This is a genomic window from Pseudomonas sp. TE3910 (assembly GCF_056279025.1).
On record NZ_JBWBQN010000001.1, the window covers coordinates 4,428,214 to 4,440,926 of the forward strand.

The following is a 12,713-nucleotide window of genomic DNA, read 5'->3' on the forward strand; positions in this document are numbered from 1 at the left end:
GCACCACGACTTGCACCTGCATAACAACAAGAAAAGGTTCCCTTCGATGAATGCGATTACTCGCCTCGCCGCTGTCATTTCTCTTGCCTCCTTGTTCCCCCTGAGCGCCGTCGCTGCCGATCCCGGTACAGTGGAAGTGCTGCACTGGTGGACGTCCGGTGGTGAAGCAAAGGCCGTGGAAACCCTGAAGGAACAGGTCAAGAAAGACGGTTTCGTCTGGAAGGACAACGCCGTTGCCGGCGGCGGTGGCGCAGCCGCCATGACCGTACTGAAAACCCGGGCCATTTCCGGTAACCCCCCTGCCGCCGCCCAGATCAAGGGCCCGGACATCCAGGAGTGGGGCGCCCTCGGCCTGCTGACCGAACTGGATGACGTGTCCAAGGCCAACCACTGGGATGCGTTGCTGCCCAAACAAGTCGCCGACATCATGAAGTACGACGGCCACTACGTTGCGGTGCCGGTGAATATCCACCGGGTCAACTGGCTGTGGATCAACCCGCAGGTGTTCGAGAAAGCCGGTGCCAAGGTGCCGACCACCCTTGATGAGCTCTTTGCTGCTGCCGACAAACTCAAGGCTGCAGGCTTCACTGCGCTCGCCCATGGCGGTCAGCCATGGCAGGACAGCACGGTTTTCGAAGACCTGGCACTGAGCATTCTGGGGACCAAGGGCTATCACGCGGCCTTCGTCGAGCTTGATGAGCAGGCCCTGACCGGCGAGAAAATGGTCGAGGTGTTCAAGACCTTGCAGCGCCTGGGCACCTACATGGACCCGAACCGCGCGGGGCGTGACTGGAACATTGCGGCGGCCGAGGTCATCAGCGGCAAGGCGGGCATGCAGATCATGGGCGACTGGGCCAAGAGCGAGTGGACCGCTGCAGGCAAGGTCGCCGGCAAGGACTACTTGTGCGTGGCCTTCCCCGGAACCCAGGGCAGTTTTACCTACAACATCGACTCGCTGGCGATGTTCAAACTCAAGAACGCGAACGACATCAAGGCCCAGAACGATCTGGCCAAGGTCGCGCTGGAGCCTGAGTTCCAGACCGTGTTCAACCGGAACAAAGGCTCGCTGCCGGTGCGTCAGGACATGGACATGAGCCTGTTCGACGCCTGCACGCAGAAGTCGTCGGTGGACTTCAAGGACGCCGAAAAAGGTGACGGCCTGCAACCGAGCATGGCGCACAACATGGCCACGTCGCTTGCCGTGCAGGGGGCCATCTTCGATGTGGTCACCAACTTCCTCAATGACCCGAGCGCCGATCCGGCCAAGGCGGTCAAGCAACTGAGTTCGGCGATCAAGTCGGCCAAGTGAGGCTGTGAGCCTGCTCTACCCGCTGTAGGAGCCGGCCTTGCCGGCGATGCGGTGCTTCGCGCCGCCCTCCATTCGAGATTTCCACGATGAGCACTGTTGTTGCACTCAACAAGGCCTCGCCCCTCGACGCATTGCAACGCTGGCTGCCAAAACTGGTGCTGGCGCCAAGCATGCTGATCGTCCTGGTGGGGTTCTATGGCTACATCTTCTGGACCTTCCTGCTGTCGTTCACCAACTCCAGTTTCATGCCCAGCTACAAATGGGTAGGGCTGGCGCAGTACGCCAAGCTGCTGGAGAACGACCGTTGGTGGGTGGCGAGCAAGAACCTGCTGGTGTTCGGTGGGCTGTTCATCAGCATCAGCCTGGTGGTCGGCGTGCTGCTGGCGGTGTTGCTCGATCAGCGCATCCGCCGTGAAGGCTTTATCCGCACCATCTACCTGTACCCGATGGCGCTGTCGATGATTGTCACCGGTACTGCTTGGAAGTGGTTGCTCAACCCCGGCCTGGGCCTGGACAAGCTGCTGCGTGATTGGGGCTGGGAGGGCTTTCGCCTGGACTGGCTGGTCGATCCGGACCGCGTTGTCTACTGCCTGGTGATTGCCGCGGTGTGGCAGGCCTCGGGCTTTGTCATGGCCTTGTTCCTGGCGGGCCTGCGGGGTGTCGATCAGTCGATCATCCGTGCCGCCCAGGTCGATGGGGCAAGCCTGCCGAGTATTTACCTGCGCATTGTCCTGCCGAGCCTGCGCCCGGTGTTTTTCAGTGCACTGATGATCCTGGCGCACATTGCGATCAAGAGTTTCGACCTGGTAGCCGCGATGACTGCAGGTGGCCCGGGCTACGCCTCCGACTTGCCGGCGATGTTCATGTACGCCTTCACCTTCAGCCGCGGGCAGATGGGCATGGGCTCGGCCAGCGCGATTCTGATGCTGGGGGCGATCCTGTCCATCCTGGTGCCTTACCTGTACTCGGAATTGAGGAATAAGCGCCATGACTAAGCCTCTTGCTGCGCGTGGCTTCAGCCTCAGCCGCCTGGCCATCTACGGCACCTTGCTGCTGGCCTGCGCGGTCTATCTGATCCCGCTGATCGTGATGCTGCTGACCAGCTTCAAATCACCGGAGGACATCCGCACCGGCAACTTGCTGAGCTGGCCCGAGGTGATCACGGGCATCGGCTGGATCAAGGCCTGGGACACCGTGGGTGGCTACTTCTGGAACTCGGTGAAAATCACCGTACCGGCGGTGGTGGTTTCGACGCTGTTGGGGGCGCTTAACGGGTATGTGCTGTCGATGTGGCGCTTCCGTGGCTCGCAGTTGTTTTTCGGCTTGCTGTTGTTCGGTTGCTTTCTGCCGTTTCAGACCGTGCTGCTGCCGGCCTCGTTCACCCTCGGCAAGCTGGGCCTGGCCAGCACCACCACGGGCCTTGTGCTGGTGCATATCGTCTATGGCCTGGCCTTTACCACGCTGTTCTTTCGCAACTACTACACCAGTGTCCCGGATGCCCTGGTGCGGGCGGCACGGCTCGATGGTGCGGGCTTCTTCACCATCTTCGGGAAGATCCTGCTGCCCATGTCGGTGCCGATCATCATGGTCTGCCTGATCTGGCAGTTCACGCAGATCTGGAACGACTTTCTTTTCGGCGTGGTGTTCGCCAGCGGCGATGCCCAGCCCATCACGGTGGCGCTGAACAACCTGGTCAACACCAGCACTGGGGTCAAGGAATACAACGTCGACATGGCGGCGGCGATGATCGCCGGGTTACCGACCCTGTTGGTCTATGTGATGGCTGGCAAGTATTTCCTGCGCGGGCTCACTGCCGGCGCGGTCAAGGGGTGAATTATGGCAACGCTTGAATTGCGCAACGTCAACAAGACCTACGGCAGTGGCCTGCCGGACACCTTGAAGAACATCGAGCTGAAGATCGACTCGGGCGAGTTCCTGATTCTGGTTGGCCCCTCGGGCTGCGGCAAGTCGACCTTGATGAACTGCATCGCCGGGCTGGAGCAGATCAGCGGCGGGGCGATCCTGGTGGATGAGGCTGATATCAGCGGCATGAGCCCGAAGGACCGGGACATTGCCATGGTCTTTCAGTCCTATGCGCTGTACCCGACCATGAACGTGCGGGAGAACATCGCCTTCGGCCTGAAGATCCGCAAGATGCCCGCCGCCGCCATCGAAGAAGAGGTGGCGCGGGTGTCCAGGCTGCTGCAGATCGAGCACCTGCTCAATCGCAAGCCCGGTCAGCTCTCGGGTGGTCAACAACAGCGCGTGGCGATGGGCCGGGCGTTGGCGCGGCGGCCGAAGATCTACCTGTTCGATGAGCCACTGTCCAACCTCGATGCCAAGTTGCGGGTGGAGATGCGCACCGAGATCAAGCTGATGCACCAACGCTTGAAGACCACCACGGTCTACGTGACCCACGACCAGATCGAAGCGATGACCCTGGGTGACAAGGTTGCTGTGATGAAGGATGGGCTGATCCAGCAGTTCGGAACTCCGCAGCAGATCTATAACGACCCGGCCAACCTGTTTGTCGCCAGTTTCATTGGCTCACCGCCGATGAACTTCATTCCTTTGCGTCTGCAGCGCAAGGACAGCCGGCTGCTGGCGCTGCTCGACAGTGGTCAGGCGCGCTGCGAGTTGCCGATGGGCATCGACGATGCGGGCCTGGAAGAGCGTGAAGTGATTCTGGGCATTCGCCCCGAACAAGTCTGCCTGGCACCGGAACAGCCCAATGGCCTGCCCAGTATTCGTGCCGAGGTGCAGGTGATCGAACCTACCGGCCCGGACACCCTGGTGTTCGTCAGCCTCAACGGCACCAAAGTCTGCTGTCGCCTGGCGCCTGACTGCCCGGTGCAGGTGGGGGACAACCTGAACCTGCAGTTCGACCCGGCGCGGGTGTTGCTGTTCGACGCCGTAACGGGTGAGCGATTGGGTGTGGTCGGCAACCCGCAAGTGCATGCGCCCAAGGACAATGTAGCCAAGGACAATGTGGCGCAGTTCAAGGGGCGTTGAGCCGTTTGCAGGACGTGTAAATCCATCGATAACAATAAGACGAGGAAACAAGGGATGGCTCATTACAAACGTATCAGGTCGCTGGCTCCGCTGACCTTGCTGGCTGCGTTCGGGGTAAACGGTGGTGCTCACGCTGCCGGTGCTTTCGACCCGGAATCGAAATGGATGACCGGAGATTGGGGCGGCACGCGTACCGAGTTGCTGGAGAAGGGTTACGACTTCTCGCTGGAGTACGTGGGCGAGGTGGCTGGCAACCTCAGCGGTGGCTACAACGATGACAAGACGGCGCGCTACAGCGACCAGTTTGCCTTGGGCGTGAAGCTGGACCTGGAAAAGATCCTCGGTTGGCAGGATACCGAGTTCAAGCTGGCCGTTACGGAACGCAGTGGCCGTAACCTGTCCAACGACCGCATCAGTGATCCGCGTGCCGGGCAGTTCAGTTCGGTGCAGGAAGTCTGGGGGCGCGGCCAGACCTGGCGGCTGACCCAGATGTGGATCAAGCAGCAGTATTTCGATCAGGCGCTGGATGTCAAAGTCGGCCGCTTCGGCCCGGGTGAGGACTTCAACAGCTTCCCCTGCGACTTCCAGAACCTGGCGTTCTGTGGATCCCAGGTTGGCAACTGGGTTGGCAGCATCTGGTACAACTGGCCCGTCAGCCAGTGGGCGTTGCGGGTCAAGTACAACATTACCCCGGAGTTCTTCGCTCAGGTCGGCGTGTTTGAGCAGAACCCGTCCAACCTGGAAACCGGCAACGGCTTCAAGCTCAGTGGCAGTGGTACCAAGGGCATGATCCTGCCGGTGGAAATGGTCTGGTCGCCCAAGGTCAACGACCTGCCGGGTGAGTACCGTCTTGGCTATTACTACAGCACTGCCAAGGCCGACGATGTCTTTGAAGACGTCAATGGCCAACCGCAGGCGCTAACCGGTAATGACTTCAAATCGCACAGCAGCAAGCATGGCTGGTGGGTTGTCGCCCAGCAGCAGGTCACTGCGCACAACGGCGATGCCGCACGTGGCTTGAGCCTTTTCGCCAACTTCACTGTTCACGACAAGGCCACCAACGTGGTCGATAACTACCAGCAGGTTGGCCTGGTCTACAAAGGTGCCTTTGACGGGCGACCCAAGGACGACATCGGCTTTGGCGTGGCGCGTATTCACGTGAACGACGATGTGAAAAAACGTGCAGAGTTGCTCAATGACGTCAGTGGTATCAACGACTACGACAACCCGGCGTTCGTCCCTGTCCAGAAGACCGAATACAACGCCGAGCTGTACTACGGTTTTCACGTCACCAACTGGCTGACCGTACGGCCGAACCTGCAGTACGTCCGCAGCCCAGGGGGTGTGGATGAGGTGGACAACGCGGTCGTCGCCGGCTTGAAGATTCAGTCGGTGTTCTGACCTAATATGTTGTAAATTTACGCCATTTGTTGCAGCTGATTGCCGGCTTGCTCAGCACCTGCCTGTAGGTGCTGAGCAAGCCGGCGATAAAGCCCGTCAGTCAATCAGAGTTCCTAGCCATGCAAGAGCATCCGCTCCAGCGCTTTTTCACCTCGCGCCGGCCGCGTCCGACCTTTGAGTGGGAACGCCATCAGCAGCGCGACGTGCTGATCATTGATCACCCACGCTGCCAGGCGGTGTTCAGTCGTCAGGGCGCCCAGTTGCTGCATTTTCAGCCGCAGGGCCAGCGTCCGTGGTTGTGGTGTGCCGCACAGTGGCCACAGGTTGGGGCGATCCGTGGCGGCGTGCCCGTGTGCTGGCCCTGGTACGGTCGTCACCCGAGCGAAGACCTCTGGCCTTCTCATGGTTGGGCACGGCTGCTGGACTGGAAGCTGATCGACAGCTCAGAGGATGCCGAAGGGGTCAGCCTGACCTGGCGTTTGCAGCTGTGTGACTGGCAGGTTGACCTGCAGGCGCGGCTGGGTGATGGCATGGAGTTGCAGTTGCGTACTGAGCATCAGGACAGCTTGCCCTGCCAGTTGAGTCATGCGCTGCTGGCTTACTGGCGTATCAGTGACGTCTCAAAGATAGCGCTGTCTGGGCTCGAAGGTGCGGAAGGTTACGACCAATTGAGTCGTCAAACCTGCCGGCAGAAAGGTGAGCTGAAAGTGCAGGGCGGCTGTCAGCGGGTGTTCCAGAATGCGGCAACGCTACAACTGCACGACCCTGCCTGGAAGCGCCAGCTGTGCATTGACATGGGCGACAGCGAGGACACGGTGGTCTGGCACCCCGGTAGTCGGCCGCTGATGGGCGTCAGTGGCAGCGAAACCCTCGGCTTTGTCTGCGTCGAGGCGACCAGTGGCCACAACGACAGCCTGAGCCTGGCACCGGGCGAGCAGGCTCATCTGCGGCTGCAGGCGCACCTGTTCAATTGAGTTCGTCGTCGATCGGGTAGCGGCTGGCGTTGAGGCTTTCCTTGATTTTGCGCAGGTGTGGCTGGAAGTCCACGCCACGGCGCAGGGTCATGCCGGTTGCCAGTACATCGAGTACCGTCAGCTGGATGATCCGCGAGGTCATCGGCATGTAGATGTCGGTGTCTTCCGGCAGCGGGATGTTCAGGCTAAGGCTGCTGGCCTTGGCCAGTGGTGAGCCGGCAGCGGTCAGGCCGAGCACCGAGGCACCGTTTTCACGGGCAAGGCGTGCGACTTCGACCAGTTCGCGGGTGCGCCCTGTGTAGGAAATGATCACGAACAGTTCGCCGGTGTGCGCCACCGACGCCAGCATGCGCTGCATCAGGACATCGGCATGGGCCGACACGGCAAGGTTGAAACGGAAGAACTTGTGTTGGGCATCCAGTGCCACCGGGGCCGAGGCGCCGAGGCCGAAGAAGTGGATCTGTCGGGCCTGGATCAGCATGTCGACGGCGCGGCTGATCAACTGCGGGTCGAGTTGCTGGCAGGCGCTGTCCAGCGAGGCGATGGCACTGCCGAAGATTTTCTGGGTGTAGGCGGCCGGATCATCGTCGGCCTCGACAGCGCGGCTGACGTAGGCGGCGCCACTGGCCAGGCTCTGCGCCAGTTGCAGTTTGAGTTCCGGGTAGCCGCTGACATCGAACGAGCGGCAGAAGCGGTTCACGGTCGGTTCGCTGACCTTGGCCGCCTGGGCCAGGGCGGCAATGCTGAAGCGCGTCGCTTGCTGAGGGTTGAGCAGGATGACTTCGGCGACTTTGCGCTCGGCCTTGTTCAGCTCTTCAAGGCGGCCCTGGATCTGTTCCAGGAGGTTTCGCACGCGGTCCATGGTTTATGTCCTTGGGTCGAGGATGCAGCCAATAGCGGGCAGCAGCGGGCTTTTTGGGGGTGGCCTATCGTACTGATGGCCTGATTGCTTCACCACTTGAATCTGTCCAAGGGGTCAAATGTTGTGTTTATTACTACATAATCCCCTTGATTACTGCCCTTGAACAGGGTATTTGTACGTCAACTTGATAAAAGAACCAACATCATGTCTTCGATCTCCGTTGAGCCTTGTACGTTTGCCCTGTTTGGCGCCCTTGGCGACCTGGCATTGCGCAAGCTGTTTCCGGCGCTGTATCAGCTGGATCGCGCCGGGCTGTTGCATGCCGACACCCAGGTGTTGGCATTGGCCCGCGAGCCGGGCAGCGTCGAGGAGCACCTGCAGCGAATCGAAGCGCACCTGCATGAATTCGTCGAGGCCGGGCAGATAGAGGCCATCCCTCTGCAACGCTTCCTGGCTCGCCTGAGTTACCTGCATGTGGACTTTCTCAAGGCGGATGACTACCAGGCGCTCGCCGAAAAGGTCGCTCCCCAGGCACCACTGATCGCCTACTTCGCAACGCCTGCAGCGGTTTATGGCGGCATCTGCGAAAACCTCGACAAGGCAGGCCTCGGCCCGCGTACCCGGGTTGTGCTGGAAAAACCGATTGGCCACGACCTGGAGTCGTCACGGCGGGTCAACGATGCCGTGGCACAGTTTTTCCCGGAAAACCGGGTCTACCGTATCGACCATTACCTGGGCAAGGAAACCGTCCAGAACCTGATTGCGCTGCGCTTCGCCAACAGCCTGTTCGAAACCCAGTGGAACCAGAATTCGATCTCTCATGTGGAGATCACCGTGGCGGAGAAGGTGGGTATCGAAGGGCGCTGGGGCTACTTCGACAAGGCCGGCCAACTGCGGGACATGATTCAGAACCACCTGCTGCAATTGCTTTGCCTGATCGCCATGGACCCGCCCAGCGACCTGTCGGCCGACAGTATCCGTGATGAGAAGGTCAAGGTGCTCAAGGCGCTGGCGCCGATCACCGGTGAAGGACTCGGCAGCCGCGTGGTACGTGGCCAGTACATCGCCGGTTACAGTGAGGGGCGCCCGGTACCGGGATACCTGGAAGAAGACAACGCCAACCCGCAAAGCAATACCGAAACCTTTGTTGCCTTGCGTGCCGACATTCGCAACTGGCGCTGGGCCGGTGTGCCGTTCTACCTGCGTACCGGCAAGCGGATGCCGCAGAAATTGTCGCAGATCGTCATCCACTTCAAGGAACCGCCGCACTACATCTTCGCGCCGGAGCAGCGTTTACAGATCGGTAACAAGCTGATCATTCGTTTGCAGCCGGACGAAGGTATTTCTTTGCGGGTGATGACCAAGGAGCAGGGCCTGGACAAGGGCATGCAGTTACGCAGCGGCCCGTTGCAATTGAATTTCTCCGACACCTACCGCAGTACACGCATCCCCGATGCCTACGAGCGGTTGTTGTTGGAAGTGATGCGCGGCAATCAGAACCTGTTTGTGCGCAAGGATGAAATCGAATACGCGTGGAAGTGGTGCGACCAGTTGATTGCCGGTTGGAAGAGTTCGGGCGAAGCGCCCAAGCCCTACGCCGCCGGGTCCTGGGGGCCGATGAGCTCGATCGCGCTGATAACCCGTGATGGGAGGTCGTGGTATGGCGATATCTGAACTGCAATGGCCGGCTAACGTGGCGGCGCATACCTATGCAAGCCCGGCGCTGCTGGCTGAAGACCTGGCCAAGAATGTAGCCGAGCGCCTGAGTGCGGCCATTGCCGCCAACGGGCAGGCCACCCTGGTCGTCTCTGGTGGTCGTAGCCCGGTGATGTTTTTCCAATGCCTGGCACGCCGGTCGCTGGACTGGTCAAAGGTAGTGGTCAGCCTTGCGGATGAGCGCTGGGTGCCAGTGGAGCATGTCGACAGTAATGCCGGGCTGCTCAAGCGCTACCTGTTGGTCGGGGCGGCGGCCAAGGCTCGTTTTATTGGCCTGTATCGTGCCAGTGCCAGCCTTGAAGCGGCTGCCCTGGACGCCGATCAGGCCTTGGCCGAGTTGCCGCCGATTGATGTGCTGGTGCTGGGTATGGGCGATGACGGGCATACAGCGTCGCTGTTTCCGGCCAGCCCGAACCTTGCCCAAGGCCTGGCAGCCGACAGCCCTCGACGTTGCCTGCCCATGCTGGCACCGAGCGTTCCGCATCAGCGCCTGAGCATGCCCCGTGCCTTGCTGGGGACTGCCGCATTCACTGCCTTGTCCGTGCAAGGGCAAGGCAAACTCGCTACCCTGCGCGCCGCGCTGGCAGGGGATGACCCTGCCGAAATGCCAATTCGCGCCTTTCTACACGCTTCCCTGGATATTTTCTGGTGCCCATGAGCCAAGGACCCGCCGTTATGACCACGCATGAACATTCGCAACCGGGCATCTCCATGGCCGACAAAATCGCGCAGATCGACCGTATCTGCGGTGAGGCGCGCATCCTTCCGGTGATTACCATTGCCCGCGAGGAAGACATTCTGCCGCTGGCCGATGCGCTGGCCGCAGGTGGTCTGAAGACCCTGGAGATCACCCTGCGCTCCGAACATGGCCTGAAAGCCATTCGTATGCTGCGTGAGCAACGCCCCGAGTTGTGCATTGGTGCTGGCACCGTGCTCGACCGCTCGATGCTGAAGGCGGTTGAGGCGGCGGGTGCCCAGTTCATCGTCACCCCCGGCTGTACCCAGGACATCCTTGAGGCGGGCGTCGAAAGCGCCTTGCCATTGCTGCCGGGCATCAGCAGCGCTTCGGAAATCATGATGGGCTATGCCCTGGGCTACCGTCGCTTCAAGCTGTTTCCAGCGGAAATCAGTGGTGGCGTCGCAGCGATCAAAGCCTTTGGTGGCCCGTTTGGTGAGGTGCGTTTCTGCCCGACTGGCGGGGTGAATGAAAGTAACCTGAAGAGCTACATGTCCCAGCCCAATGTGATGTGCGTGGGCGGGACCTGGATGTTCAACAGCGCCTGGGTCAAGGACCGTGACTGGGCGCGTATCCAGGCCTGCAGCGCCGAGGCCTTGGCCCTGCTGGACTGATCCCTATTCGTTATGTGCTACACGGCTTTAGGTGCGCTTGGTCGGCGCACCTTTTTTTTTGCCTGTCAGAAACACAGGAGCCAGTCTGCACCTGCTTCGTTGTAGCAGGCTTGCCTGCGCTGGCTTCGGCGGGGTACCAGTGAGTTCGCGGTGCCTGCATCGCGGGCAAGCCCGGCTCCTACAGGTTGCGCGGTCTTTGGCTTAAAAAAAGAACCCCCGCAATAAAAGCGAGGGTTCTTCAGTAGCCTGTGCCCGGCTCTTTCAAAACGGGCATTTTCAACGGCTGGGTGCCAGGCCGGTTTACGCGGCTTTGGCGGCCTGTTGGCTCAGCGAGCGGTTCAGGGCACTGAACAAGGCCTTGAAGCTGGCGGTGGTGATGTTTTCATCGATACCGACGCCATGCACTGGGCGGCCACCGGCTACGCGCAGTTCGATGTAGGCCGCCGCCTTGGCGTTGGTCCCGGCACCGATCGCATGCTCGTTGTAGTCCATGATTTCGACAGCAACCGGCAAGCCGGCAACCAGTGCTTCCAGGGCGCCGTTGCCCTTGCCGCGCCAGTGCAGGGTGGTCTCGCCTTCGCCAGCGACTTCCACTTCCACGGCGCTGTGACCGTTCTCTTCCTGCAGGCGGTGGCTAACCAGCGCATACGGCGAGTTGGCCTGCAGGTATTCACGGTGCAGCAAGTTGTAGATCTGCTGAGCGCTCATTTCCAGGCCCAGGCGGTCGGTTTCGCCCTGTACGACCTGGCTGAACTCGATCTGCATGCGACGCGGCAGGCTGATGCCGTATTCCTGTTCGAGCAGGTAGGTGATACCGCCCTTGCCGGACTGGCTGTTGACGCGAATCACTGCCTCGTAGCTGCGGCCGATGTCAGCCGGGTCGATTGGCAGGTACGGTACTTCCCAGAGGGCGTCGTCTTTCTGCTGGGCAAAGCCCTTGCGGATGGCATCCTGGTGGGAGCCGGAGAACGCTGTGTGAACCAGGTCGCCAACATATGGGTGACGTGGGTGCACGGGCAGTTGGTTGCACTCCTCGACCACCTTGCGCACGCCGTCGATGTCGGAGAAGTCCAGTTCAGGGTCGATACCCTGGGTGTAGAGGTTCAGCGCCAAGGTCACCAGGTCGACGTTGCCGGTACGCTCGCCGTTGCCGAACAGGCAGCCTTCGGCACGGTCGGCGCCCGCCATCAAGCCCAACTCGGTGGCAGCAACGCCGGTACCGCGGTCGTTGTGGGTGTGCAGGCTGATGATCACGCTGTCACGACGCGAGATGTTGCGGCAGAACCACTCGATCTGGTCGGCGTAGACGTTCGGCGTCGATACTTCAACGGTGGCCGGCAGGTTGAGGATGACCTTGTGTTCCGGGGTCGGGTTCCAGACTTCGATCACCGCATCGCAGACTTCCTTGGCGAACTCCATTTCGGTGGCGCTGAAGGTTTCTGGCGAGTATTCGAACGTCCAGTGGGTGTCCGGCTGCTGGGCGGCATATTTGACGAACAGCTTGGCTGCGTTCACCGCAATGTCTTTCACGCCTTGCTTGTCCTGGTTGAAGACAATGCGACGGAACGATGGGCTGGTGGCGTTGTACAGGTGGACGATGGCCTTTTTCGCGCCGCGCAGCGACTCGAAGGTACGGGCGATCAAGTCTTCACGAGCCTGGGTCAACACTTGAATGGTGGTGTCGTCAGGAATGTGGCCGTCTTCGATCAGGGTGCGAACGAAATCGAAGTCGGTTTGCGAGGCGGAAGGGAACGATGCCTCGATCTCTTTCACGCCAACGCTGACCAGGGTCTTCCAGAAACGCAACTTCTTCGCCGAGTCCATTGGTTCGATCAGCGACTGGTTACCGTCACGCAAGTCCGAGCTGCACCAGATCGGCGCCTGGGTGATGGTCTTCGATGGCCAGGTACGATCCGGCAAGTCGATGGTCGGAAACGCGCGGTATTTTTTCGAAGGGTCTTTGAGCATGGACATGGAAGCAATCCTTTAATGTGCGGCCTTGAAAGGGGCCCGCCGAGCAAACAAAAAGATGAAAAGGCGAGGCGACGCGATTCAGCTTGGTAGTCGGGCACTGACCAGGCAAAGGCTG

General features: G+C 60.6%; 11 protein-coding genes. 9 read left to right on the forward strand and 2 right to left on the reverse strand.

The window, feature by feature from the left end; all coding sequences use genetic code 11:
* Positions 1 to 46 precede the first annotated feature (46 nt).
* From ACZ9H3_RS20215 to ACZ9H3_RS20240, 6 genes are all read left to right on the forward strand, one after another.
* Positions 47 to 1,309, forward strand: a complete 1,263-nt coding sequence (locus ACZ9H3_RS20215; RefSeq protein WP_102052859.1) for an ABC transporter substrate-binding protein — start codon at positions 47 to 49, stop codon at positions 1,307 to 1,309.
* 86 nt (positions 1,310 to 1,395) lie between these two features.
* A complete protein-coding gene (locus ACZ9H3_RS20220; RefSeq protein ID WP_065760150.1) occupies positions 1,396 to 2,304 on the forward strand; it encodes a carbohydrate ABC transporter permease in 909 nt (302 codons plus the stop codon).
* Complete coding sequence (locus ACZ9H3_RS20225) at positions 2,297 to 3,142, forward strand: carbohydrate ABC transporter permease (protein ID WP_409276584.1); 846 nt, start codon at positions 2,297 to 2,299, stop codon at positions 3,140 to 3,142. Before ACZ9H3_RS20220 ends, ACZ9H3_RS20225 begins: the two co-directional genes overlap by 8 nt.
* Before the next feature lie 3 nt (positions 3,143 to 3,145).
* Positions 3,146 to 4,321, forward strand: coding sequence for an ABC transporter ATP-binding protein (locus ACZ9H3_RS20230; protein ID WP_099773657.1), 1,176 nt, complete (start codon positions 3,146 to 3,148; stop codon positions 4,319 to 4,321).
* 54 nt (positions 4,322 to 4,375) lie between these two features.
* Positions 4,376 to 5,722 carry a carbohydrate porin gene (locus tag ACZ9H3_RS20235; RefSeq protein WP_476222225.1) on the forward strand — a complete coding sequence of 449 codons (1,347 nt, stop codon included), beginning with the start codon at positions 4,376 to 4,378 and terminating at the stop codon, positions 5,720 to 5,722.
* A gap of 119 nt (positions 5,723 to 5,841) precedes the next feature.
* A complete protein-coding gene (locus ACZ9H3_RS20240; RefSeq protein WP_102052837.1) occupies positions 5,842 to 6,696 on the forward strand; it encodes a D-hexose-6-phosphate mutarotase in 855 nt (284 codons plus the stop codon).
* Here the strand turns inward: ACZ9H3_RS20240 and hexR are convergent.
* Complete coding sequence (hexR, locus tag ACZ9H3_RS20245; protein WP_218060847.1) at positions 6,689 to 7,549, reverse strand: MurR/RpiR family transcriptional regulator; 861 nt, start codon at positions 7,547 to 7,549, stop codon at positions 6,689 to 6,691. The two genes, ACZ9H3_RS20240 and hexR, sit on opposite strands and share 8 nt — an antisense overlap.
* Before the next feature lie 213 nt (positions 7,550 to 7,762).
* Between hexR and zwf the strand changes: the two genes are divergently transcribed.
* Genes zwf through ACZ9H3_RS20260 form a run of 3 tightly spaced genes read left to right on the forward strand, consistent with a single transcriptional unit; the run spans position 7,763 to position 10,624 of the window.
* On the forward strand, positions 7,763 to 9,232 hold the full coding sequence (zwf, locus tag ACZ9H3_RS20250; protein WP_102052836.1) for a glucose-6-phosphate dehydrogenase: 1,470 nt from the start codon (positions 7,763 to 7,765) through the stop codon (positions 9,230 to 9,232).
* On the forward strand, positions 9,219 to 9,932 hold the full coding sequence (gene pgl / locus ACZ9H3_RS20255; RefSeq protein WP_476222228.1) for a 6-phosphogluconolactonase: 714 nt from the start codon (positions 9,219 to 9,221) through the stop codon (positions 9,930 to 9,932). Before zwf ends, pgl begins: the two co-directional genes overlap by 14 nt.
* 17 nt (positions 9,933 to 9,949) lie before the next feature.
* Positions 9,950 to 10,624, forward strand: a complete 675-nt coding sequence (locus tag ACZ9H3_RS20260; RefSeq protein WP_065760142.1) for a bifunctional 4-hydroxy-2-oxoglutarate aldolase/2-dehydro-3-deoxy-phosphogluconate aldolase — start codon at positions 9,950 to 9,952, stop codon at positions 10,622 to 10,624.
* Positions 10,625 to 10,924: 300 nt separating this feature from the next.
* On the opposite strand, the gene leuA is transcribed toward ACZ9H3_RS20260, so the two are convergent.
* The gene (gene leuA, locus ACZ9H3_RS20265; protein WP_065761910.1) at positions 10,925 to 12,598 is read right to left on the reverse strand and encodes a 2-isopropylmalate synthase; all 1,674 of its coding nucleotides are present in this window, start codon (positions 12,596 to 12,598) and stop codon (positions 10,925 to 10,927) included.
* Positions 12,599 to 12,713 lie beyond the last annotated feature (115 nt).